General features: G+C 66.7%; 22 protein-coding genes. 3 read left to right on the top strand and 19 right to left on the bottom strand.

Annotated features, from left to right (window positions below):
• Nucleotides 1-2 precede the first annotated feature (2 nt).
• From CYU59_RS25195 to fadD5, 7 genes are all read right to left on the bottom strand, one after another.
• Nucleotides 3-1655: a virulence factor Mce family protein gene (locus CYU59_RS25195; RefSeq protein WP_293004012.1), complete on the bottom strand. Its 1653-nt coding sequence runs from the start codon at nt 1653-1655 to the stop codon at nt 3-5.
• A complete protein-coding gene (locus CYU59_RS25190) occupies nt 1652-3235 on the bottom strand; it encodes an MCE family protein (RefSeq protein ID WP_293004011.1) in 1584 nt (527 codons plus the stop codon). Before CYU59_RS25190 ends, CYU59_RS25195 begins: the two co-directional genes overlap by 4 nt.
• Nucleotides 3232-4272 carry a virulence factor Mce family protein gene (locus CYU59_RS25185; RefSeq protein WP_293004010.1) on the bottom strand — a complete coding sequence of 347 codons (1041 nt, stop codon included), beginning with the start codon at nt 4270-4272 and terminating at the stop codon, nt 3232-3234. The genes CYU59_RS25190 and CYU59_RS25185 overlap by 4 nt, the downstream gene beginning before the upstream one ends.
• On the bottom strand, nt 4269-5570 hold the full coding sequence (locus CYU59_RS25180; protein WP_293004009.1) for an MCE family protein: 1302 nt from the start codon (nt 5568-5570) through the stop codon (nt 4269-4271). Before CYU59_RS25180 ends, CYU59_RS25185 begins: the two co-directional genes overlap by 4 nt.
• Nucleotides 5571-5577: 7 nt before the next feature.
• On the bottom strand, nt 5578-6447 hold the full coding sequence (locus CYU59_RS25175) for an ABC transporter permease (protein WP_293004008.1): 870 nt from the start codon (nt 6445-6447) through the stop codon (nt 5578-5580).
• Nucleotide 6448: 1 nt separating this feature from the next.
• The gene (locus CYU59_RS25170) at nt 6449-7228 is read right to left on the bottom strand and encodes an ABC transporter permease (protein ID WP_293004007.1); all 780 of its coding nucleotides are present in this window, start codon (nt 7226-7228) and stop codon (nt 6449-6451) included.
• Between the two features lie 236 nt (nt 7229-7464).
• Nucleotides 7465-9129 carry a fatty-acid--CoA ligase FadD5 gene (fadD5, locus tag CYU59_RS25165; RefSeq protein WP_293004026.1) on the bottom strand — a complete coding sequence of 555 codons (1665 nt, stop codon included), beginning with the start codon at nt 9127-9129 and terminating at the stop codon, nt 7465-7467.
• A 122-nt stretch (nt 9130-9251) separates the two neighbouring features.
• Here fadD5 and CYU59_RS25160 point away from each other — a divergent pair, with 122 nt between their 5' ends.
• A complete protein-coding gene (locus CYU59_RS25160; protein WP_293004006.1) occupies nt 9252-9941 on the top strand; it encodes a GntR family transcriptional regulator in 690 nt (229 codons plus the stop codon).
• Nucleotides 9942-9956: 15 nt separating this feature from the next.
• Here CYU59_RS25160 and CYU59_RS25155 read toward each other — a convergent pair whose 3' ends face one another.
• Together CYU59_RS25155 and CYU59_RS25150 are read right to left on the bottom strand one after the other, a co-directional pair.
• A complete protein-coding gene (locus CYU59_RS25155; RefSeq protein ID WP_293004005.1) occupies nt 9957-10394 on the bottom strand; it encodes an SRPBCC family protein in 438 nt (145 codons plus the stop codon).
• Nucleotides 10395-10436: 42 nt separating this feature from the next.
• The gene (locus CYU59_RS25150; RefSeq protein ID WP_293004004.1) at nt 10437-10913 is read right to left on the bottom strand and encodes a thioesterase family protein; all 477 of its coding nucleotides are present in this window, start codon (nt 10911-10913) and stop codon (nt 10437-10439) included.
• A gap of 14 nt (nt 10914-10927) precedes the next feature.
• Here CYU59_RS25150 and CYU59_RS25145 point away from each other — a divergent pair, with 14 nt between their 5' ends.
• Complete coding sequence (locus CYU59_RS25145) at nt 10928-12037, top strand: alcohol dehydrogenase catalytic domain-containing protein (RefSeq protein WP_293004003.1); 1110 nt, start codon at nt 10928-10930, stop codon at nt 12035-12037.
• Between the two features lie 22 nt (nt 12038-12059).
• Here CYU59_RS25145 and CYU59_RS25140 read toward each other — a convergent pair whose 3' ends face one another.
• The 9 genes from CYU59_RS25140 to CYU59_RS25100 form a co-directional block, all read right to left on the bottom strand.
• Nucleotides 12060-12953: an alpha/beta hydrolase gene (locus CYU59_RS25140; RefSeq protein ID WP_293004002.1), complete on the bottom strand. Its 894-nt coding sequence runs from the start codon at nt 12951-12953 to the stop codon at nt 12060-12062.
• Nucleotides 12950-14413 carry an NAD(P)/FAD-dependent oxidoreductase gene (locus CYU59_RS25135; protein ID WP_293004001.1) on the bottom strand — a complete coding sequence of 488 codons (1464 nt, stop codon included), beginning with the start codon at nt 14411-14413 and terminating at the stop codon, nt 12950-12952. Before CYU59_RS25135 ends, CYU59_RS25140 begins: the two co-directional genes overlap by 4 nt.
• The gene (locus tag CYU59_RS25130; RefSeq protein ID WP_293004000.1) at nt 14395-15123 is read right to left on the bottom strand and encodes an SDR family oxidoreductase; all 729 of its coding nucleotides are present in this window, start codon (nt 15121-15123) and stop codon (nt 14395-14397) included. The genes CYU59_RS25135 and CYU59_RS25130 overlap by 19 nt, the downstream gene beginning before the upstream one ends.
• Nucleotides 15120-15869: an aldolase/citrate lyase family protein gene (locus CYU59_RS25125; protein WP_293003999.1), complete on the bottom strand. Its 750-nt coding sequence runs from the start codon at nt 15867-15869 to the stop codon at nt 15120-15122. Before CYU59_RS25125 ends, CYU59_RS25130 begins: the two co-directional genes overlap by 4 nt.
• Nucleotides 15866-16837 carry a zinc-binding dehydrogenase gene (locus CYU59_RS25120; RefSeq protein WP_293003998.1) on the bottom strand — a complete coding sequence of 324 codons (972 nt, stop codon included), beginning with the start codon at nt 16835-16837 and terminating at the stop codon, nt 15866-15868. The genes CYU59_RS25125 and CYU59_RS25120 overlap by 4 nt, the downstream gene beginning before the upstream one ends.
• A gap of 1 nt (nt 16838) precedes the next feature.
• Nucleotides 16839-18053 carry a cytochrome P450 gene (locus tag CYU59_RS25115; protein WP_293003997.1) on the bottom strand — a complete coding sequence of 405 codons (1215 nt, stop codon included), beginning with the start codon at nt 18051-18053 and terminating at the stop codon, nt 16839-16841.
• On the bottom strand, nt 18050-18754 hold the full coding sequence (locus CYU59_RS25110; protein ID WP_293003996.1) for an NIPSNAP family protein: 705 nt from the start codon (nt 18752-18754) through the stop codon (nt 18050-18052). Before CYU59_RS25110 ends, CYU59_RS25115 begins: the two co-directional genes overlap by 4 nt.
• Nucleotides 18754-19311, bottom strand: coding sequence for a hypothetical protein (locus CYU59_RS25105; RefSeq protein WP_293003995.1), 558 nt, complete (start codon nt 19309-19311; stop codon nt 18754-18756). The genes CYU59_RS25110 and CYU59_RS25105 overlap by 1 nt, the downstream gene beginning before the upstream one ends.
• A gap of 99 nt (nt 19312-19410) precedes the next feature.
• Complete coding sequence (locus tag CYU59_RS25100) at nt 19411-20592, bottom strand: CoA transferase (protein WP_293003993.1); 1182 nt, start codon at nt 20590-20592, stop codon at nt 19411-19413.
• Nucleotides 20593-20638: 46 nt separating this feature from the next.
• On the opposite strand from CYU59_RS25100, the gene CYU59_RS25095 reads away from it, so the two are divergent.
• Nucleotides 20639-21325, top strand: a complete 687-nt coding sequence (locus CYU59_RS25095; RefSeq protein ID WP_293003991.1) for a DUF427 domain-containing protein — start codon at nt 20639-20641, stop codon at nt 21323-21325.
• Here CYU59_RS25095 and CYU59_RS25090 read toward each other — a convergent pair.
• Nucleotides 21304-22503: an acyl-CoA dehydrogenase family protein gene (locus CYU59_RS25090; protein ID WP_293003989.1), complete on the bottom strand. Its 1200-nt coding sequence runs from the start codon at nt 22501-22503 to the stop codon at nt 21304-21306. The two genes, CYU59_RS25095 and CYU59_RS25090, sit on opposite strands and share 22 nt — an antisense overlap.
• Nucleotides 22504-22508: the final 5 nt, after the last annotated feature.

The raw sequence follows: 22508 nt of genomic DNA, 5'->3' as shown, positions 1-22508 counted from the left end.
CATCAGTTGCCTCCAGGTGCGGCTGCTGCCTCAGCGGGCAACGCGGGTCCAGGCGGCGGCGCCTGCCCTGCCAGCGGCGACGGTGCGTAATTCGGCGGTGCGGCCGGGCCGGGAATCACGTTGGGACCCGGTGGCGGCGGCTGGATCGGCGCCGGGTTACCCGGCAATCCGATGTACGGAGCCGGCCCGAGAGGCTGCTCGTCGTAGGCGTTCTGGTATCCCGGGGGCGTTTGGTACTGCGCCTGCGCCGCCGGGTTGATGTCCGGTCCGCCCATCAGCTCGGCCAACGAGTCGGGAGTCAGCAGGCCCGACGTGATCGGGCCGACCTTGACGCCCTGCATGCCGGGCGCGGTGATCCAGCCGTGCTGGGTGTTGCGGTGTGAGGTCGGGGTGTCGGGCACCCAGATACCGGGCACGGTGGTGTCCTTGTAGCCGTTCGGCGGATGCAGCCGGTTCTCGGAGTAGGCGACTTCCTTGGGCAAGGTGGCCGCGAGGCTGAACGGGTTCAGACCGAACGGCAGGTAGTTGAACTTGATCGAGTCGAGGATCGGCGCCAGGTACTGCGCGCAGAGCTCGGCCGACTCTTGATAGCCCAGCCGGCTGCCGGCCTGGATGGCGCTGCAGAGGAATTCCATCGGGTTCGCGAAGCCCATCGTGCCAACCGTTCCGGCCGGTTGCCCGACGATGGCGCTGTGCGCCGGGTGGTAGATCAGGTTCGCGTTCGACAACGCCGTCGGCAGAATGTGCAGGCTGGTCTCCAACCCGGACAACGCCTCCGGCTGGACCAGCGTATTGGTCGTGTCGCCGAGGTTGTTGATGTCGTGCGTCAGCACCTCGCGGTTCTTGTCGAGGAATGGCTGCACGGTGCTCAGCAGCCCGTCGAACTGCTGCAGTGCGTTGGACAGGTCCTGGTCAGAACCGGTCAGGCTGTTGGTGAACTGAGCCAGGTTCTTGTTCAGGGCCACGAACTTCTGGTCGTCGGCGTGCAGCGCGTTGACGAACAGCGCGAGGCTGCGCACCACCGCAAAGAAGTCACCACGACCCTGGTTGAGCGCGGTCAACGCTCGCGACAGGTCGTTGAAGGTGGTGTTGATCTGCTTGCCCTTGCCGGCCAGGCCGTCGGCGAAGGATTCGATGACCTCACCGAACGGCCCCTTGGGCTGCTCCTTGGTGGGCCCCAACTTGTTGAGGATCTTCGTAACGGAGTTGCGCAGTTCGTCGTACTCGGTCGGCACCTGGGTGCGCTCGATCGGGATCACCGCATTGTCGGCCAGCACCGGCCCACCCTTGTAGACCGGTTCCAGCTGGATCAGTCGCGACGCCACCAGCGTCGGGTTCAAGATCACGGCTTGCGCGTTGGCCGGCACCTTGTACTTGTTCTCGTAGTGGAAGGTCACCCGCATCTTGTCGCCGGCCGGTTCGATCTTGTCGATCGCGCCGACCTTGACACCCATGATCTCGACCCGGTCGCCGTGGTAGAGGGCGTTGGCCACCGGGAAATAGGCCACCACGGTGTTGTTGGTCAGCTTCTTGTACAGCTCGAGACCGAAGTACCCCAGCACCAGAGCCGCCACCACTGCCAGCGAGCCGATGATGACGGCCGCACGTGACAGCTTCGGCAACCGGATGTTGCGGACGTTGAAGATGGTGCTCAATTCTGGCTACCTCCCTGGGCACCGCTGCCACCGGCGCCGCCTGTGTTGCCGATGTAGGGCGCCGGTACCTGGGGCCCTGGTCCGGCCGGTGCCTGCGGTCCGGCCGGCAACGGTCCCGGCGGCGGAGCCGCGGCGGGATTGGCCGGAGCCGGTCCGGGTAGCGGCCCCAGCGGCTCGGTGCGTCCGCCGACCGGTCCCGGCGCGATCGGCACCGGCGTGCCCGGCACGTTGGGTTGGACCTCTCCGGGTCGCCCGGCGATCGGGATTCCGGGAGTCGGAGGCAGACCGCCCGGGTTCGGCGGCGACGTGGCGACGTTCGGCAACGCCGGGTACGGGCCGTTGGGCCCGAATGGTCCCAGGTTCTGGTCGAGACCCGCACACGGCAGCGGGTTTCCGGGCCGCGGGAACATGTCCGGCGTCGGCGTGTACGAGCACGGCGATCCGGGTGCGACCGCCGGGTACGGGTGATCCGGGGTACCTTCCAGCGTCGTCGGCGACGGCGGCGGCGCACCGTTGGGGAACCGCGTGCCGTTCGGGTCGGGGAACCGGAAGGCCGGCAGCCCGGCACTGCGCCAGAATTCTTCGGGATCGATGCTGCGCTTCTTGAACGCGGCATCCACCCACGGCTGCAGGATCCAGTACGGCAGCAGGTTCACCAACTGCACCTTGAAGTACGGACCCGACGACACGGTCTCGTTCAGGCCGGCCGCGGTCTTGCCGAGTGTCTTCACGATGCCGGCCAGGTCGTCCTTGCGGGCGTCGAGCAGGTCGCTGACGGTCCGCAGCTGCTCGAGGACGTGGTTGAGGTTCGGGTTGTCGTTGATCAGGTTCTGCACCTGGGCCGAGAACGTGGCCACGTTGCTCAGCAGCGCGCTGATCGCCCGGCCGCGCTCGTTGAAGGCGGCCAGCAGGCTGTTGGCGTTGACGAACAGCTTGTCGACCTGCTGGCTGCGGTCGCCGAGGATGCTGGCGATCTGGTTGGCCTGCGCAAGCAGGTGAGTGATCTGCTCGTCGCGCTTGCCGATCGTGTCAGAGAACTTGGCCACCCCGTCGAGCGCCGCACTCAGGTGCGGAGCCGTCTGCTCGATGGTCTCGGACAACACGTGCAGCGACTCTTTGACGGTGTCGATGTTCCAGCCGGAGGCGGCCTTCGTGACGTCGAAGAATGCGTCGTAGATCTGGTACGGGGTGGTGGTCTGTCCGATCGGCAACGTGCCGTTCGGGCGCAGCGTCGTGGTACCGCGCGGCTCGATTTCGAGCACCTTCTTACCCAGAATGGTGTCGGTCTTGATCGCCAGCCGGCTCTCGGTGCCGATGGTGTTGCTCCCGGTGGAGAACTTCATCTGGACGTGGTCGCCGTCGATCGTGATGGCCTCGACGTCGCCGACGTCCACTCCGGCGATACGCACCTTGTCGCCCTTGCCGAGCTGACCCGAGTCGGTGAACAGGCCGTAATAGCTGGGCTGCGCGAACAACTGCGGAGTGCTGGTCAGGGTCTGGCCGACACCGACGACCATCACCGTCACGATCAGACCCATCAGGCCGATCCGCTTCCGGTTGGCGGGTTCTAGCGTCCTCATTGCGGTGTGCACCTACCCGTCGGTTGCGACCAGATCTTGACCGTCCGGACCGGCCCACCGGCCTGCAGTCCGTTGGTCTTGAGGGTGAGGTCGCACAAGTAGAAGTTGACCCAGTCGCCGTAGTTGCCGACGGCGTTGCCGACGATGTTCATCCCGATCGGCGTCCGCTTGATCTGGTCGTCGTACAGGTCACGTTGATCGATGATCGGCTGCTGGATCGGTTCGAGATAGTTCAGCGTCTTGTGCAGCAGGGTTCGGTTGTCGGCGAGCAGATCGCCGACCGTTCCGGCACCGTTGCTGATGTTCGCGATGCCGGCCGCGAACGGCTCGGCGTGCTCGTTGAGGCCGCTGATCAACTTCTCGAAGTTGTCGACGGTCTCGTCGAAGTCTTTGCGGTGCTTGACGGTGGTGTCCAACACGGTGTTGAGGTTCTTGACCACCTCGCCGATCGCCTGGTCACGCTCGGCGATGCGGGACGTCAGTTGCGCGGTCTGGTCGAGGATGTCGTTGATGGTGCCGCCCTGACCCTGGAAGACGGTGATGATCGACGTCGCGATGTTGTTCACCTTTTCGGGGTCGAGCGCCTGGAACAGCGGCTTGAATCCGCCGATCAGCGCGTCGAGGTCCAGAGCGGGCGACGTGTGGGACAGCGGAATGAACCCGTGGGCCGGAAGGGCCAGGTCGCCACCCTCACCGTCGCCGCGCTTGAGCTCGAGGTACCGGTCGCCGATCAGGTTGAGGTAGCGCACCTGGGCGGTGGTGGACTGGTACAGCGGCACCGAGCGGTCGACGTTGAACTCGACCCGCACCCGATGTCCACCGTCGATCAACTGGACGTCTTTGACCTTGCCGATCTCCACGCCCGAGGCCCGGACGAACTGCCCGGAGCGGAGTCCGCTGACGTTGTTGAACTCCGCGGTGTAGGAGATGGTCCGGTCGAAACGCATCTGACCGAATACAACGGTGATCAGCGCGGTGAAGAAGATCAACACCAACGAGACGATGCCGAGCTTGACGAGGGTTCCGGTCATTTTCATGGGTTGATCGTGTGGTCCCCCACTTGGCGGCCCCAGACGTACTCGATTGCATACGGGGAGCCGGTGTCGACATGGTTGTACGGAGCGAGGCTGTTACCGGTGTCCATGATCAGCGTTGGGGCGGGCCACAACTCGCGGGTGATGGTCTGCCAGCAACCCGGCGCGCCACCCGGACCGCCGTGACCGTTCACCCGGGGCAGGTTCTCCGGGTAGATGTAGGGGTTCGGTGCGCCACCGATCAGGCCTGTCAGCGCGGAGAGCCCCAGCGTGGCCGCGGTGATGCCCAGGCCGGGGAGGCTCAGCGCCAGTCCCAGTCCGGAGAAGATCTCGGTCTCCGACCGTAGCGAGTACGGGCTGGTGAACGCGGCGACCTTGGGTTCTCCGTCGTGCAGATTGCGGATGGCACAGAAGATTTCGGGGCTGTAGGTGTCGAGCAGCTGCGCCGTCGGCACCAGGTCCTTGCTCGCCCGCGCGAAATACGGCCCGCCCTTGTTGAAGATCTCCGCACCGGTCGCGCCGAAGCCGGCTGCCGCCAGCAGCGCCCGGTCCAGATCCTTTTCCTGGGCGTGCACGGTGTGCGCCGTCTTCGCCGCGTTGTTCAGGAAGTCGAACAGGTCTGGAGACGCGTTGGAGAAGGTGTCGCCCAGATTCGCCAGCTGTTGAATGTCGTGGCGGATGATGGGCATTCGCGGGTTGACCTCGTCGAGTGCCGCACTGCCGTTGATGATCGACTGCCCGAACTTGTCGCCGAGTCCGCTCAGTGCCTGCGCCGCGGCGCTCAGGGTCAGGTTGACCTTGACCGGGTCGATCTTCTCGGCGATCGAGGTGATCGTCTGGAACAGCGTGTTGACTTCAGTGGTCACCGACCGGGCGTCGATCACGTTCTTCGGTGTGATGCGTTGTGGCACCGGGTTTTCCGGAGCCTTCATCGACACGTACTTCTCACCGAACACGGTGGTGGCGACGATGCGGGCCTCCACGTTCGCCGGGATCAGGTGCATGTATTTGGGATACACGTCCAGGGTGAACTTGGCCGCGGGCTTGCCATCACGCTCGACCTCGTCGATGACGTCCACCCGGCCGATCTGCACGCCGTTGTAGGTGACCTTCGAACCGGGGTCCATCACCAGGCCGGCCCGGTCGGACAGCATGGTCAGCTTGGTCTTGTCGACGAAGTCGCCGCTGTATTGCAGGTAGACCAGCCACAGCACAAGCGCCGCAATGAGAAAGACGATGACGCCGGCGATCCGGAAGGGCTGAAACGGCGCCTTGTTTATTTTCCCGCGTGGGTGTGTCATAGCCCGCCTACACCGTGAAGTTGAAGTTGGGATTGACGCCGTAGAGCGCCATTTCGGCCAGCAGGATCACGACGGGTGTGGCAACCAGCGAGAAGCGCATCGACCGGCCGACCGCCTCGCCGACCCCGACCGGACCTCCGCTGGCGTTGTAGCCGTAGTAGCAGTGCGAGAGCATCACGACCGCGGCGATGATGATGATGTCGACAAACGACCAGAACACGTCATCGGGGCGCAGGAAGGTGCGGAAGTAGTGGTCGTAGGTGCCCGACGTCTGCCCGTACAGGAACGTCGTGACAACCTGCGGCGACAGGAAAGACAGGATCAGACCGACCGAGTAGAGCGGGATGATCACCACGAGTCCGGCCAGCATCCGGGTGGACACCAGGTAGGCGTTGGACTTGACGCCCATCACCTCGAGCGCGTCGATCTCCTCGCTGATCCGCATGGCACCCAGCTCAGCCGTGGCGCCGGCGCCGACGGTGGCGGCCAGTGCGATCCCGGTGACGATCGGCGCGACCAGGCGGACGTTGATGAACGCGGAGACGAATCCCAGGAGGGTCTCCAAGCCGACGTGGCCCAGCGACGCGAGGCCCTGAATGGCCACCAGCGAACCCGCGGACAGCGTCACGAAACCGATGATCACGGCGGTACCGCCGACCACGGCCATGGCGCCGGTGCCCATGCCGACCTCGGCGATCAGCCGCAGGATCTCTTTGCGGTAGCGGGTCAGCGCCCACGCCATGTCACGGACACCGAGAACCGTGAACCAGCCCAGCTTTCCAGCTTCGTCGAGCGGCTTGGTCGCCGTCTCTCCGAAGCGACGCAGGTCGTCGGAGAGCCGCGGAAAGCGGGAGCGAATTACCTGGGCAGTCGACATTTCAATGTCCCGTTCCGAATCGCACACCAATGGTGGTCAGCACCACGTTGACCGCGAAGAGCGCCACCACGCAGAGCACCACGGTTTCGTTGACGGCCGTTCCCAGACCCTTGGACCCGCCGCTGACCGTCAGTCCGCGGTAGCAGCCGACCAGCCCGGCGATCATGCCGAACGACAACGCCTTGATGGTCGCGATCACCACTTCGGGCAGCCCGGTGAGCTGGGTCAGCGTCGCCAGATAGGCCCCGGCCGATACGTGTTGGAGATAAACGCCGAAGACGAACCCGCCGACCAGCCCGACCATGCTGACCAACGCGTTGAGCAGCATTCCGACCAGGGAGCAGGCCAGTACGCGAGGCACCACGAGGCGGTGGATCGGGTCGATGCCAAGCACTTCCATCGCGTCGATCTCTTCGCGGATGGTGCGGGCGCCCAGGTCCGCGCAGATGGCGGTCGAGGCTGCGCCGGCAATGACCAACACGGTGTTCAGCGGGCCGATCTGGGTGATGACCGCGATGCCCGCGCCCGCTCCGGAGAGGTCCGCGGCGCCGACCTGGATCAGAAGAATGTTGAACGTGAAGATGAACAACGCCGTGATGGGCACCGAGATCGCCATCGTCGGCAGAATCGCGACCCGCAGGATGAACCAGCACTGCAGGATGAATTCTCTCCACTGAAAGGGGCTGCGGAACAACGCCTTTCCGGAGAGGACGCACATCCGGAAAAAGCCACCGACGAGGACCAGCGGTGGGCCCAGTTGGTCACGGATGTAATCAGTCACACGCGGCTGCGTCGTGCTCACTGCCACCCCCTCCCGTTGCAACCCTGCGCCTTGCGGGGGAGCGGCGAATAGTCTCGCACAGCTCCTCCTTGCCCCGTCCCAAGATGTGTGACCTCCGTCTCACTACTGGCAGGTAGTAAGCCGGACCACAGGACTGTACCCGATGGGCTCACGGGCGTGCATGGCATCGGCGTTATTAGCCTTTCGTCAATGTGACCTGCGGATTTTGCGTTATGTCAGCTTCCTCCGCTGTGCTCCGAATCCGTTGATATGGAGCCGCTTTGAGTCACCGTCGAGGCACCATAACGCGTCCGCAATTCGGTCTTTAATACTTTGCCGGCGGGGTTGCGCGGCAGCGCGTCGACGATCTCCAGGCCCTTGGGATGCTTGTAGCGCGCGAGCCGCTCACCGAGGAACTCGTCGAGGTCTTCGATGGTCAAATCTTGCGTCCAGCCGGCCGCCAGCGCGGCAACCGCGACGGGAACCTCTCCCCATTTTTCGTGCGGGCGGCCGATCACGGCGACTTCGACGATCGCCGGATGGCTCGCCAATACATTCTCTACTTCGGCGCAGTAGATGTTCTCTCCGCCGGAGATGATCATGTCCTTCTTTCGGTCGACCACCCAGACGTATCCCTCATCGTCCATCCGGACCAGATCGCCGGAGTGGAACCAACCGCCGTGGAACGCCTCGGCAGTGGCTTCGGGGTTGTTCCAGTAACCGCTCATCAATGTGGGTGCGCGATAGACAATTTCACCGACCTCGCCTCTTGCCACGTCGTTCATCTGCTCGTCGACCACCCGGGCAGCCACCGTCGGGATCACCTTGCCCACCGAACCGAGCTTTCTGATCGCGTCTTCGCCGAGCAGCATGCACGTCACCGGGGACATCTCGGTCTGGCCGAAGGCGGCCAGGATCTGGGCCCCGGGGAATGTTTCCGACATCTGACGCAGCAGGGTATCGGACGCCGGCGCTGCACCCCAGGAGATCACCCGCAAAGAGACGTCGCGTGGATTCGCCTGCTGCGCAGTACAAACCGCCTGCCACTGGGCCGGGACCAGGAAAATCCCGGTGACTTTTTCGGCGGCGAGGACGTCGAGCAGATGCCCGGGGTCGAAGGCGCCGAGCGGATGGATCACCGTGGGCAGGCCCATCAGCATTCCGGTCAGCAGGTTGCCGATTCCGGCGATGTGGAAGAACGGAACGCCGATGAAGCCGACGTCGTCGGCCGCGAACCCGTGGGTGTAGAGGTTGGCCGTCGTCTGACAGCTCAGATTGGTGTGGGTCAGCACGGCGCCCTTGGGTCGGCCGGTGGTGCCGGAGGTGTACATGATCAGCGCCGGTGAGTCGTTGGGGACGTCGACGGGTGTGGCTGGATCGCCGGGCTCGTTCACCAGATCCTCGAAGCCCAGTAGGCCGGAGTCGGCCAAGCCGGCCGAGTCGCCGGCGACCACGATGGTGCCCAGTATCGACGTGATGCCGCGGACACCGGCCGCCACCGGGGCCAGTACCGGCTCGGTGATCATCACCCTCGCCTCGCAGTCCTCGACCAGGAAGGCGATCTCCGGTGGTGTGAGCCGGAAGTTGACCGGGACGGCGATCGCCCCGATGAGGTTGGCCGCCAGCACCGACTCGACGAACTCGGTGCGATTCAGCATCAGGACCATCACCCGGTCGCCGCGCTCGACGCCGCGACGGCTCAGGGCGCCGGCGATCTTCGCGACCCGGTCACGCAGATCGGCCCAGGTGGTGGTGTTGCCCAGGAACCGCAGCGCGGTCGCACCCGGTTGCATGTACGCGTGCCGTTCGAGCTGGTTGACCCAGTTCTGTCGGCGCGCCAGATAGGGCTGCTCCGAATACGCCGCATCAGCGTCGGTGTCTTGGGCGCCGTGGCCGGTCAACTGTGCGGTCAACTGGTTGCTTCCCTTCTCGCGGTAAGCGCACTGGTTAAGTTGATATTTGATAAAACTTGGTGTTGTCTGGGTCACACTATGGTCTGGTCGTCCGGAAGACAACCCCGGTGGTGAGCGCGGTGAGCGCGCTCGCCGCGGCACGCCGTCCGCTTCGCAGAGCGCAGTTGTCCGACGAGGTCGCGGGCCATCTGCGGGCGGCGATCATGTCCGGCGCACTGCAGCCGGGGACGTTCATCCGGCTTGACGAGACCGCTGCCAAACTCGGCGTCAGCGCGACCCCGGTGCGGGAGGCGCTACTCAAGCTGCGCGGCGAGGGGATGGTGCAACTCGAGCCACATCGTGGCCACGTGGTGTTGCCGCTGAGCCGCCAGGACGTCGACGACATCTTCTGGGTGCAGGCGACCATCGCCAAGGAGCTTGCCACCTCGGCCGCCGAACGCATCACCGACACCGCGATCGACGACCTCGCCCACCTCACCGATGCACTGGCCGCCGCGGTGGACGCCTCCGACATCGAAGCGATCGCGGGATGCGAGTTCGCGTTTCACCGCGTCTTCAACCACGCCACCGGGCGGATCAAGCTGGCCTGGTTCCTCTTGCACGTGGCCCGGTACATGCCGTTGATGGTCTACGCCGCGGACCCGGAATGGGGTGCTGCCGCGGTGCGCAACCACCGCGACGTGGTCGCGGCGCTGCGACGCAGGGACACCGCCGCCGTGGTCGAACACACCACCTGGCAGTTCATCGACGGCGCCCGGCGGCTCACCGAGCGCTTGGAGAGCAGCGGGATCTGGGACTAGTTGCGAGCCGGATGACTAAGAAGCCAGTTCCTCGGCACGCTTCTTGAGGTTCTCGGCGAGGTAGTCGATGACGTTGCCGGCCAGTTGCTTGACCATCGGCGCCGGAATCGGCAGCGACGGCTCGACGTCGAGGTCCACCGTCAACAGCGACGATCCGCCGGTGTCCACCACGCTGAACAACTGCTCCTGCTTCTTGAAGAGGTTTCCCTGTTGCAGCACGGTCTGGATCTGAGTGGGGCTCGGGTAGTAGACGGCCTGGATCAAGCTGTCCTCGATGGATTCGAATTTGGCGTCGAGTCGCAGCTGGCTGGGACGCCCGTCGTCATAGCGGGCCAGCACCCACAGGCCCTGGACTCCGTCGTTCCATTCCGGGTAGCGCTCGAAGTCGGCGACGATGGCCAGAATCGAGTCGGCGTTGGCGGCAACCTCGACGGTCTTGCTGACAAAAGGCATTCGCCGAGCTTACCGAGAACGTTCGACCGCCAGATTCCCCAGTTAGACACAGGCTGTCGAGAGCAGCGCCCGGATCTCGTCGGGGATGGGCGTGGGACGCCGGGTGACCTTGTCGATGTAGACGTGCACCCAGTGCCCGACCGCGGCGACGGCCTGCGGCTCCGTTTCCTGGTCAGCGGACGAATGCTCGCCTTCCCGGAAAACACCGAGGCGGTACGTCACGCTGCTGTTGCCGAGCCTGGTCACCGCCAACCCGACGAAAAGGCGTTCAGGGAAGTGTAATTCGGAGAAGTAGCGGCAGCCCGATTCGGCCACGATGCCCTGCGCCGAGGTCGTCACCGGATCGAGCGCCACACTGGTGCCGATCCAGCCGTTGATCGCGGTGTCGAACAGTTGGTAGTACACCGCGTTGTTCAAGTGGCCGAACATGTCGTTGTCGGCCCACCGGGTCGTTACCGGCCAGTGCACCGGGAAATCGCGACTGGTGAGGCCGTCGGGTGCGGGCGGAATGGAGCTCATGGTTGTATTCGACCATGCTGGAAATCCGGGGTGCCGTACTGGAGCAGATCGGATCGCCCCGGCCGTACTCCCGATCTCGGCCCATCACCATTGCCGACGTCACCCTGGGTCCGCCCGGCGCGGAGGAACTGCTGGTCCGCATCGAAGCTGCCGGGGTATGCCATTCCGACTTGTCGGTCGTGGACGGCAATCGGGTCCGGCCGACGCCGATGCTGCTCGGTCACGAGGCGGCCGGAGTCATCGAGCGGGTCGGCGACGGCGTCAACGACGTCTCCGTCGGGCAGCGCGTGGTGATGACGTTCCTGCCGCGCTGCGGCCACTGCGCCGCCTGCGTCACCGACGGGCTCACTCCGTGCCGGCCGGGTAGCGCGGCCAACAACGCCGGATCGTTGCTGGGCGGCGGAATGCGCCTGACGCGCAACGGCGACAACGTCTTTCACCACCTCGGGGTGTCCGGGTTCGCGACGCACGCAGTGGTCAACCGGGCCAGTGTGGTCCCGGTGCCCGACGACGTCGCTCCCCCGGTCGCCGCACTGCTCGGCTGCGCGATGCTGACCGGCGGCGGAGCGGTGCTCAATGTCGGCAAACCACAGCCTGGGCAGACGGTCGTCGTCGTCGGCCTCGGTGGGGTCGGCATGGCCGCGGTGATGACCGCGCTGTCGTATGCCGGTGTGCACGTGATCGGCGTCGACCAGTTGCCCGAAAAGCTCACCGGCGCGCGCACTCTCGGTGCGCAGGAGGCCTACACCCCGCAGCAGGCCATCGATGCCGGCGTGAAGGCGGAGGTCGTCGTCGAGGCCGCCGGCCACCCTGCCGCTCTGGAGACCGCGATCGCACTCACCGGGCCGGGTGGTCGGACCATCACCGTCGGCCTACCGCGACCGGACGCCCGGATCAGTGTGTCCCCGTTGGGGTTTGTCGCCGAAGGACGTTCGCTGATCGGCAGCTACCTCGGATCGGCGGTGCCCGATCGCGACATCCCGCAGTTCGTCGAGCTGTGGCGGTCGGGCCGGCTGCCGGTGGAGTCGCTGGTGTCCGCGCGCATCGCCCTCGACGACATCAACACCGCCATGGATCACCTGGCCGACGGGACCGCCGTCCGTCAGTTGATCGAGTTCGACTAGGCGCCGGCGGAGCCCGGACCGCTCACGCCCCGTGGAACGCCCGGCGCAGCGCGCGGCCCTGCAGCGTGAACAGCTGCTCGGCCACCTCCCAGTCGGGCAGCAGCGAGTCGAACCCGTGGCAGGTGCCGGCAAAGACATGCAGTTCGGTCGCGACCCCGCCCCGCAGCAACCGGACCGCGTAGTCCAGTGCCTCGTCACGCAACGGGTCGATGTCCGAGCAGCTGATGAATGTCGCTGGCAGGCCGCGTAATTCGTCGTATCGGGCCGGCACTGAATCCGCAGACGGTTCGGCGGCTCCAAGGTAATGGCGCCACATCACCTCGGCGGCGGGCCCGTCGAACGCCGGCGTCGCATCGAACTCGTCCTTGGATCCGGTTGCACGGTCGTCGAGCACCGGCTGGTGCAGCAGCTGGAACACCAGGCTCTCCGAGCGACGCTGCGCCAGGCAGGCCGCCAGGGCGCCGCCGGCACTGCCGCCGGCCACCGCGACCCGTGACGTGTCGACGCTCAGCTCGCCTGCGGTGGCGATCACCCAATCCAGCACCGCGACAACGTCGTCGAGCGCGGCCGGATACGGATGCTCAGGTGCCAGCCGGTAGTCCACCGATACCACCGAACATCGGCCGCGGCGGGCCAGCTCCACGCATTGCCGGTGGTCGGTGTCCAGATTACCGAGGACGAACGCGCCTGCGTGGCAATAGATCACAGCCGGCGCCGGCGCCGGCGCGCCACGATAGATGCGCACCGGCACTCCGGAGGCGACCCTGTCGGTGATCGCGACACCGGTCGCGTCGACGTCCGCGACGGCCGCGCGGCGGCGTTCATTCAGCCCCGCGCGCACCGGGCCGACCTTCGACAGGTCGGTACGGGTGGTCGCGACGGCACCCAGCACCGGATCGAGCCGACCGTCGATCACGAAGGCTCGAAGCGGTAGTCAGCCGGCCTGAACCGGCGCGTCATCCCCCAGAACGCGCGGGCACTGCGCGGCCACTGCGTCACCACGCGACCGTTGGCGGCCCGAAAGTAGTTGCTGCACCGGGTCGTCCATACCGTGCCCTGCATCCAGCGGTCGATCTTGGCCAGGAAAGCCGCCATCGCCTCCGGCCGGACCGCGACGTAGGCCCGGCGGGTCCGGCGCAGGTAGCGCAACGCCCGCACGATGTAGCGAGCTTGGGCTTCGAGGACGAAGATCACGCTGTTGGACCCGACGTTGGTGTTGGGCCCGTAGAGCATGAAGAAGTTGGGGAAAGCGGGCACGGCCATACCCAGGTACGCCTGGGCGCCGTCCCGCCAGACGTCGCGCAAAGCCAGCCCACCCTCGCCGGTCACGTCGATCTCGCCGAGGTAATCGGCGGCCGCATAACCGGTCGCGCACACCACAACGTCGACTTCACGCTCGGTGCCGTCCTGCAGCACAATGGAATTGGACCGCAACGCTTGCGCGGGACTGCTCAGTACCTCGACATTCGGCTGGGTCAGCGCCGCCAGGTAGTCCGACGAGAACACCAGCCGCTTGCAGCCCATCGGGTGGTCGGGCGTCAGCGCGCGTCGCAACTCCTCGTCGGCGATCGAGTCTTGCAGCAATCGCTCGGCGATCGCGGTGAAGTCCCGGGTCTTGTCGCTGCCGTGTTCGATCACCGAGATGTTGGCTTCGCTGCGCAACCAGAGCCTGGTGCGGTAGATCTTCTTGGCGAATGGAACATGCTCGAAAACCCAACGCTCCCTGGCACTGTAGGGACGGTCGGGCTTGGGCAGTATCCAGGTGGGCGAGCGCTGCACCGAGTACACCCGTTCGGCGACCTTCACCAGCTCCGGCACCACCTGTGACGCCGTCGATCCGGTACCCAGGACCGCGACCCGTTTGCCGGCCAGCTCGACCGAGTGGTCCCACCGTGCCGAATGCATCACGGTGCCGCGGAACGGCTCCCGGTCGACCAGTTTCGGCAGCACCGGCTGGGTGAACAATCCGATCGCCGACACCACCACGTCGAAGACGTGCCGCTCCCCCGCCGCCGTCTCGAGGTGCCAGCGGCCGGAGTCGTCGTTCCAGTGCGCCGACCGGATTTCGGTGCCGAGCCGCAGATGCGGCTGCAATCCCTGCTCGCTCACGCAGCGCTCGAAGTAGCCGAGAATCTCCCGCTGGCCCGACCACAGCCGCGACCAGTGTGGGTTCAGGTCGAACGAATACGAATACAGGTGCGACTTGACGTCGCAGGCCAGCCCCGGATAGGTGTTGATCCGCCAGGTTCCGCCCACCCCGTCCTCGCGGTCGAAGATGGTGAAGTCGCGAAAACCCGCTCGCTTCAGCAAGATTCCCAGAGCTATACCACCCGGTCCGGCTCCGATGACGCCGATCTTCACTGAATCCTCAGGCATTGGCCGCCGTCGATGACCAGCTCCGAGCCGGTGATGAACGAGGCCTGGCCGGAGACCAGGAAAGCGACCGCATCGGCGACCTCCGAGGGTTTGCCGATGCGGCCCGACGCCGAGGTCGCCGCCAATCGCGCCTGGGTGTCGTCGTCGAGCATCGGTGTGGCGATGGGTCCGGGGAACACCGCGTTGACCCGGATTCCGGCCGGCGCGAGTTCAGCCGCGGCCGCCTGGGTGAGCCCTCGCAGCGCCCATTTCGCCGAGCCGTAGGCGGTGTGGTTGGGAAAGGGCCGGATCGCACCGGTGCTGCAGGTGTTGACGATCGCGGCGCCGTCGGCCGCGCGCAGCTGCCCGAGCGCGGTCCGGATACCCAGGAAAGCACCCAGACAATTGACCCGCCAGGACCTTTCGAAGGCCTCGGCGGTTTCGTCGGCGATCGGTGTGCGGTGCAGCACACCCGCGTTGTTGACCAGGGCGGTCAACGCGCCGAAGCGGTCGACGGTGGTTGCGACGGCCTGTTGCCAGCCGGCCTCGGAGGTCACGTCGAGCGGTATCCCGATCAACGCGTCGTCGCCGCGGCCGTCGACCACTGCTTCGAGTCCGGCCGTATCGACGTCGCAGGCCGCGACCGAGAAGCCATCGGCGCGTAGCCGTTCGGCGATCGCCCAGCCCTGTCCGCGCGCGGCCCCGGTGACCAGCGCGACCCGCGGCGTCATTCGGCACCCCTGGCTTCGTCGAGACCCGCGGCGGCGCCGCGCCGCAGCGCCTGGGATTCCGCAGCCAGCGTGATCACCTGAAAACCCAACTGCGCCATGGCCTGACCGACCCTTCCGTTACCGGCGTGGATTGCCGGGATCAGCCCGGCGGCCGACGCGGCGGCGTGGATGCCGACGATGGCCTGCTGCACCTCGGGGTCGGTGGTCGCCTTGGTCACGTCGACGCCCATCGAGATGGCGAGGTCGGCGGGTCCGACGTAGATCCCGGCGAGTCCCGGCACCGCGCAGATCGCCTCGACATCGGCCAGCGCCGCGGCGGTTTCGATCATCGCGAACACGCTGACCCGGCTCTCGAGTGCGGCGGTGTCGGCGCCGAGGCTGGCGCGCAGCGGACCGAAGCTGCGCTGTCCCCGGGGCGGGTAGCGGGTGGCGGCCACCGCGGCCGCCGCCTGCTCGGCGGACTCGATCATCGCGATGATGACGGCGTCCGCGCCGGCGTCGAGTACCCGTCCGATCGGTGCCGCATCGGCGTTGGGTAGTCGCACCGCCGTCGCGATCGGCACGTGCTCGATGCGGCGCAACATGTTCGCGATGTCGGCGTCGTCGATGTATCCGTGCTGGGCGTCGAAGCCGACGTAGTCGTATCCGGCGCGGGCGAACTCCTCGGGACCGATTGCGGTGGGTCCGGTGATCCACCCGCCCCACAGCGGCGCGCCCGAAGCGAGTGCCTGCCGAAAAGCCGTCACGGTGCCACGATCGCGATCTTGCCGCGGCCGCTGTCGGGTCGGGCGGCCAACTCGAATGCCGCTTGGACGTCGTCGATCCCGAAGGTGTGGGTCGAGTAGTCGGCAAGCAGGCCGGCGTGCTCGGCGGCGAATGTGCCGGCGAGCTCGAGCATCCGTGGGCGATCAAGCGCCACACCGGATTTCAGCGTGAGATTACGGCGCAGCATGGTGCGCATGCTGATCGGGTAGCTGTCGTCGTCGGGCACCCCGAAGTAAAACACGGTGCCACCGGGCGCGGTGGCTTCGATGGCGTGATTCAGCGTGGCCACCTGATGGCCGACGGTTTCGATCACGACGTCCGGGCGGTCGGCGGGTTCGAGATGGCTGACCCACCGGTCGCTGGTGGCCCGCACGTAGTCGTCGGTGCCGAACCGGGTGGCGATCGCGGCCCGGTCGATCGGGTCGACACCGGTGACCCGGCTCGCTCCCGCCGCTTTGGCCGCAGCCGAGAACAGCAGCCCGATCGAACCCTGACCGATCACGCCGACGTGGCGACCGGCGAGGTCGGGCAGTTGCCCGATCGCGTAGAGCACGCAGGCCAACGGCTGCAGCCCGACGGCTTGCGCCGGACTCAGCGCCGGGTCGTAGGACGCCACCTGATTGCCGTCCGTGACGACCCGCTCCATCAGGCCGTCGAAGCCGGATGCCCAGCCCACCAAGCGATCTCCGGTCCGATGGCGGTCGTTGCGGCTGGCGATCACCTCCCCGACGACTTCGTGGATCGGGAAACCGTCCTTCTCGGCACCGCTGCGCCCGTGGTCACCCGGCAGCAGGCCGCGCACGCCGCGGAATGCCGGCATGTCGCTGCCGCAGACACCGGCGGCCAGGAATCGCAGCAGCACCTGGCCGTCAGCCAGCGCGTCCGGCGTCGTGTCCGGGATCGAGCTCCGCTCGAATTGGTAGGGCGCGACGATCCGGTACGACCACACCTCACACCTCCACCGGCAGCCTGCTCCAGCCCCACTGGAAGCTGGACGGCGGGCGGAACGCCGCCTCGTCGATGATGCGATAGTCCGGCACCCGCCGCAGCCATTCGGTTACCAGGACGTTGAGCTCCAAGCGGGCCAGGTGATAGCCGAGGCAGAAATGCTGTCCGCGACCGAACGCCAACGACCGGCCTATCGGACGGTCCCAGATGAACTCATCGGGGTCCGGGTACTCGCGTTCGTCCCGGTTCGCCGACGCGAGCAGCGTGATGATCCGCTGCCCCGGTTCGACGGTGGTGTCGTGAATCTCGAACGGTTTGCGGGCGGTTCGGGCGAACCACTGCGCGGGGGCGCAGTAGCGAATCATCTCCTCGCGCGCGACGGGCACGTTGGCCTCCGGATCGGCCCGTACCACCGAGAGTTGGTCGGGATGGCTCAGTAACTCCCACAATCCGTGCGCGACGACCTTGGGTACGGTCTCGGTTCCGCCGATGAACACGCACAGCATCTGGGTCGCCACCTCGGCGTCGTCGAGGGCGCGGTCGTCGGGCAGTCGGTACCCGAGCAATCCGTCGACCACCGGCAGCGCGCCGTCGGTCGCATCGGCGCGTCGCCGCCGGACGGCCGGGATCAGGTGCTCCAGGAAGTTCGGCCGGGCGACCGCGGTGTCGACGCCGCTACCCGGTTCGGCGAGACTGCCGGCATTCACCGCGGCCAGCACATCTGACGCGAATTCGACAGGGATGCCCAGTAATTCGCAGACCACCGTGGCGACGACGATCCCGCCGTAGTCCTGGGTCAGATCGAAGGTCCCGCGGGGCAGCAGCTCGTCGAGCCGCTCGTTGGCCAGCTCGCGAATCCGGGCTTCCCACCCCGCGGCGGCCCGGGGCCGGAACGGCTGGCTGTGCGCCTTACGGACGCCGTCGTAGATCGGCGCGTCGAACACGGCGTGAAACGGCAGCGGCTGCAACGGCGGGTCGGCGACCGGCCCCTTGTTGTGCTGAGCCAGCACCGTCGCGGGGGGCAGCGTTCCCTCCGACGCGACGAACGTTCCGTCGTTGAGCGCCAGCACATCCCAGATGTCGGCGAACCGCGACAGCGCGTAGGTGTCCCACTTCGGCAGGTAGCACACCGGATGACGCTCCCGCAGAACGCGGTAGTACGGCAGCGGATCGGCCATCACGGCCGGATCGAACGGGTCGTAGCTGAACTCGCTCATTGCAGCGGCGAGGGTGGAAGTGCTTGCAGGATCGAGTCTTCCCAGCCGTCGCGCAGCGCCGGGACCACGCTCATCCAGGTGACGATTTCGGCGGGCGGACTCTCCTTCCACGACGGGTAATGCTCGGCGAAACAGTCCCAGCCGCCGTCGAGCGCCCAGTAGTGGATGACCTCGTTGAAGCGGAAGGTGGTGGTGAACGACCCGAGCCAGTGTTTACCGGTGCGCTCCGACCACGGCACGTAGAGCCGCTCCAGTTCCCGGATGTAGTCGTCCTGGCGACCCGGCTTGGTCTGCATGATCTCTTGAATCACCACCGCCGCACCGAATTTCGCTTCGGTCAGCTGGCTCAGCGTTCTGTTGCTCGGCCCCGGGTACATGATTCGTCCTTCGCCGGAGGCTCCGGTGCCGGCCAGAAACGCCGACCACCGCTCGGCTGCCGCCCGGTGGCTGCCACCGCGTGCCTGCGCCGTCCCGATCCGGGCATAGTCGGCGAACGTGTCGATCTCCCAGATGATCGTGACTTGCGGCCAGTGACCGTTGTAGGGCGTGCTCTCCCACAGCGCGAACAGTCGCGCGCCCAGCCCCTGCATCATCGGCGCGTAGATATCGGTGAAGGCCTGGGTGAACTCGTTGCTCGAGCCCGTTCCCAGCGCGATCGTCTCGTGCAGATAGAGCAGGGTGTGGCCGTGGTACTTGCGCATCAGCCAACCGGGATCAGTTCTGAGACCACCGGCAGGGAGGCTTTCATGTCGCTGCGCAACATTTCGGTCGGGCTGACCGCGGCCGGCAGACCCGCCGCGGCCAGCGCGTGACGTTTGAACGCCCGGGCGGCGCCGGAGAGCACGTGCTGCACCGTGGTGGTTCGGTGCCCGACCGACAGCGGCCAATCGTTCTGCCAGAGAGTCACTTCCGTCATCCAGCGATCCAGGGCCGCCAGTACTTCCTGCTGGATCCGGGTGTCGGAGGCGAACACGTCGGCGCTGACCGCCAGGCCGCGGGCCGTGCAATCGGCGCCTGCGGACAGAATGTGCGGGTCGAGTTCGACGGCCTGCATGCCGAGAATTTCCAGCGGGCGGTGGTCACACCCCCGTGCCAGTGCGACGTGCACGTCCCAACCGGCCCGCACCCGGTCGCAGAGCCACCCTCCGATCGATCCCACCACGTCGGCGGTATCGGATGCGACGACGTCGAGTCGATACGTGACCGAACCCTTGTCGTCGCGCTGCGGACCTGGTGGGCGCCGATGCCCGTAATCCACCATCGCATCCCTTCAGCAGATCGAACGCCTCGTCGCATTCGATGAACCGGCGGGACTCAGCGTGACACTTCTCGTCGAATCTGTAAAGTTTCGATTGGATCAAGGCCGGCGGCGCGCCTCGAGCTCGGCAACCACCTCAGCGGTGTGCTGTCCGAGTTCGGGGGCCACCGAACGCGGCGCCCACGGGGTGCCGTGAAAGTCCGCCGGGGTGGCCACCATGGCCACGCTGCCGGCCGCGGCGGTGTCACCCAGCGGCACGTCGACCATGCCGCCGGCGGCCTGGAACTGCTCGTCGGCGATGACGTCCTCGATCGTGTTGACCGGTGACCAGAAGAAGTCCGGTTCGCCGGCGAAGACCTCGGCCCATTCATCGAGCGTCCTGGTGGCGAAGATGCGGTCCAGCTCGCCGATCAGCTCCACGGCGTTGACGGCTCGCGACCGGGCGTCGACGAATCGCGGATCTTCCAGCCACTCGGGCTTGCCGACGGCGCGGCACAGCGGGGGCCAGTGCCGGTCGACCTCGAGGCCGACGATCCAGAACCGGCGACCGTCGGCGGTCGCGTAGTTGTTCATGCACGGGTTGAACATCTTCTCGCGCTGCCCGATCGCGATCGGCTGGCCGGACATCAGGTAGGTGTTCAAGTCGAAGCTGACCGTGTAGGCCCCCTGCCGGTAGAGCGACGTGCTGACCAGCTGGCCCGTTCCGGTGCGGGCGCGGGCGACCAGCGCGGCGCAGACCGCCGCGGCCAGCGTCATGCCGGCCGAGTGATCGCCCATTCCGCCCCGCTGGAACGGCGGCGTCTCCCCGGGCCGGGTCAGCAGGTGCGCCAGGCCGCCGCGGGCCCAGAATGCGGCAACGTCGTAGGCAGCCCGATCGGCGTCCGGCCCGGTCTCCCCATAGCCGGTGATCAAGCCGTACACCAGCCGCGGGTGCTCGTCGGCCAGCGACTCGTAGTCGAGGCCGAGGCGCCGCAACGCCGCCGGCCGGACGTTGGTGACGAAAACGTCAGCGTCGCTGATCAATTCGAGCGCGGTGTCGCGGCCGTCGGCGGTGGTCAGGTCGACCACGACGCTGCGCTTGGACCGGTTGTCCATCTCGAACGGCGGACTCACATCGACGTCGAGCCCGAGCATGCGGCCGAACATCCGGGCCGGGTCGCCGGTGGGCGGCTCGATCTTGATCACGTCGGCGCCCCAATCGGCGAGGATGCCTCCGGTCGCGGGCCCGGCCACCCACACGCCGAGCTCCACGACGTTGATGCCTTCCATCGGTCCGGCCATGCCAGACACCATGCCACGGCGGGCCGCCGGCGTACCCTCGGAGTCCATGAGCATGGTCACCGGACACGGACCGCTGAGCAGCGCTCCAGCCGGCTGGTTCTCGCCGACGCTTCCCTCCGACGTGGTCTACATCGAGCCGCATCCCCGTCGGGTGCAGGCGGTGAAGGACGGCCGTACGGTCATCGACACCGAGCAGGTGCTGCTGGTACACCGGCCAGATCGACCGCTCAGCTTCGCTTTTCGGGCCGAGGAGGTCGCCGGCCTGCCCAGCGCGCCGGTATCCGAGGCACCCGGATTCGTCCAGGTTCCGTGGGATGCCGTCGACTCATGGACCGAAGAGGGACGCACGCTCGTGCACTATCCGCCCAACCCTTATCACCGCGTCGACTGCCGGCCGACCCGACGCCGGTTGCGGGTCGAGTTGGGCGCCACGACGTTGGTCGACACCGACGACACGGTGATCCTGTTCGAGACCTCGCTGGAGCCGCGACTCTACGTCGACCCCGCGCACGTGCGCACAGAGTCTCTGCGGCAATCGAATACGACGACGTACTGCAATTACAAGGGCTGGGCTACGTACTGGTCGACGGCCGATATCGACGACGTGGCGTGGAGCTACCACGACCCACTGCCGGAGAGCCGGCCGATCACCGGGCTGCTCAGTTTTGACGAGACCCGGGTCGACGTTTTCCGCGCGGAGCTCCCGAAGTCTCAGGACCTCGGCGGGGAATAGTTCGGCTTCCCGAGCCCGAGCGCATGCTGGGCGATCATGTTGCGGAACACCTCGAGGGTGCCGCCGTAAATACCGACCGGTGAGGCCAGCCGGAAGATGTATTCCGCGCCGCCATTGTCGGCTCTGTCGGCGGCTCCCTCGGTGTCGACCGGCAACGCCGACGCCGCGCCCAGGATGTCCATCAGGTCGGGCGAGACGTCGCGCATGGTTTGTGCGTTGGCCACCCGGCCGAACATCCCTGGGGTTCCCAGCGCCGCCTCGGTGCGAGCGACGCTGCGACCCAACCGATATGCGACCGAAGAGTCTTCGATCAGGCGACTGCCATCGGGCCGCTCCCGGGTGACCAGCGCCGCCACCTCATCCATCGCCTCGGCCATCAGGACCAGATGCTCGTGCATCACCGCGATGCGCTGCAGGCCGTCGTCTTCTTTCTCGGTGGTGCCGTGCTCCTCGTCGAGCGCACCCCGCAGCACCCCCCAGCCGCCGTTGACCGGGCCGATGCGGTACCGGTCGTCGACCCGAACGTCGCTGTAGAAGACGATGTTGGTCCGGTCGCCGTCGACGGTGCGGATGGGCTGGATGTCGACTCCGGGAGTATCGAGCGGAACCAGGAACATGGTCAGGTTCTTGTGTTTTGGCCCGTCCGGGTCGGTGTTGGTGAGCAGGAAGACGTACCTGGCGTTGTGGGCGTTGGACGTGAACATCTTGGACCCGTTGACAACCCAGCTGGATCCGTCCGCTTCCCGGACCGCACGGGTTTTGCATGTCGCGATGTCCGAGCCGCCCTCGGGTTCGGTGTAGCCCAGGCACAGCCGAATCTCCCCGGACAGCACGCCGGGCAGCACCTCGTCGGTGAGTTCGGGCGGTCCGAAGTCGCGCATCATTCTCGCGACGACAGCCGTTGTGCCCCAGTGGAACCACGGCGTGTGGGCACGGCCGATCTCCAGGTCCCAGATCCGGCGGCGCAGCGCGCCGAACCCGCCGTCGGATTCGTCGTTGAAGTCGGCGGCCAGGTAGCCCTCGGCGCCCAGCGCCAGGTGCACGCCCTCGTCGAAGTTCTCCCCCGTCTCGCGGTCTCGGCGGATCACCTCGTCGGTGACGACGCCGGCCAGGAATGCCCGTAGCTTGTCGCGGAATTCCTGATCCTCGACCGACAACTCGACGCAGGAGAAGTCCATGAGAG

This window comes from Mycobacterium sp., from assembly GCF_002863225.1.
Classification (GTDB): domain Bacteria; phylum Actinomycetota; class Actinomycetes; order Mycobacteriales; family Mycobacteriaceae; genus Mycobacterium.
Note: the sequence above shows the minus strand (reverse complement) of the source record. Positions and strands in the feature narration are given on the sequence as shown.

What these genes read in the sequence shown, in the direction of transcription:
- CYU59_RS25190 (WP_293004011.1), bottom strand. Translation starts at nt 3,235, where the DNA reads ATGAGGACGCTAGAACCCGCCAACCGGAAGCGGATCGGCCTGATGGGT.
- CYU59_RS25185 (WP_293004010.1), bottom strand. Translation starts at nt 4,272, where the DNA reads ATGAAAATGACCGGAACCCTCGTCAAGCTCGGCATCGTCTCGTTGGTG.
- CYU59_RS25180 (WP_293004009.1), bottom strand. Translation starts at nt 5,570, where the DNA reads ATGACACACCCACGCGGGAAAATAAACAAGGCGCCGTTTCAGCCCTTC.
- CYU59_RS25175 (WP_293004008.1), bottom strand. Translation starts at nt 6,447, where the DNA reads ATGTCGACTGCCCAGGTAATTCGCTCCCGCTTTCCGCGGCTCTCCGAC.
- CYU59_RS25155 (WP_293004005.1), bottom strand. Translation starts at nt 10,394, where the DNA reads ATGCCTTTTGTCAGCAAGACCGTCGAGGTTGCCGCCAACGCCGACTCG.
- CYU59_RS25150 (WP_293004004.1), bottom strand. Translation starts at nt 10,913, where the DNA reads ATGAGCTCCATTCCGCCCGCACCCGACGGCCTCACCAGTCGCGATTTC.
- CYU59_RS25145 (WP_293004003.1), top strand. Translation starts at nt 10,928, where the DNA reads ATGCTGGAAATCCGGGGTGCCGTACTGGAGCAGATCGGATCGCCCCGG.
- CYU59_RS25135 (WP_293004001.1), bottom strand. Translation starts at nt 14,413, where the DNA reads ATGCCTGAGGATTCAGTGAAGATCGGCGTCATCGGAGCCGGACCGGGT.
- CYU59_RS25130 (WP_293004000.1), bottom strand. Translation starts at nt 15,123, where the DNA reads ATGACGCCGCGGGTCGCGCTGGTCACCGGGGCCGCGCGCGGACAGGGC.
- CYU59_RS25115 (WP_293003997.1), bottom strand. Translation starts at nt 18,053, where the DNA reads ATGAGCGAGTTCAGCTACGACCCGTTCGATCCGGCCGTGATGGCCGAT.
- CYU59_RS25110 (WP_293003996.1), bottom strand. Translation starts at nt 18,754, where the DNA reads ATGCGCAAGTACCACGGCCACACCCTGCTCTATCTGCACGAGACGATC.
- CYU59_RS25100 (WP_293003993.1), bottom strand. Translation starts at nt 20,592, where the DNA reads ATGGCCGGACCGATGGAAGGCATCAACGTCGTGGAGCTCGGCGTGTGG.
- CYU59_RS25095 (WP_293003991.1), top strand. Translation starts at nt 20,639, where the DNA reads ATGAGCATGGTCACCGGACACGGACCGCTGAGCAGCGCTCCAGCCGGC.
- CYU59_RS25090 (WP_293003989.1), bottom strand. Translation starts at nt 22,503, where the DNA reads ATGGACTTCTCCTGCGTCGAGTTGTCGGTCGAGGATCAGGAATTCCGC.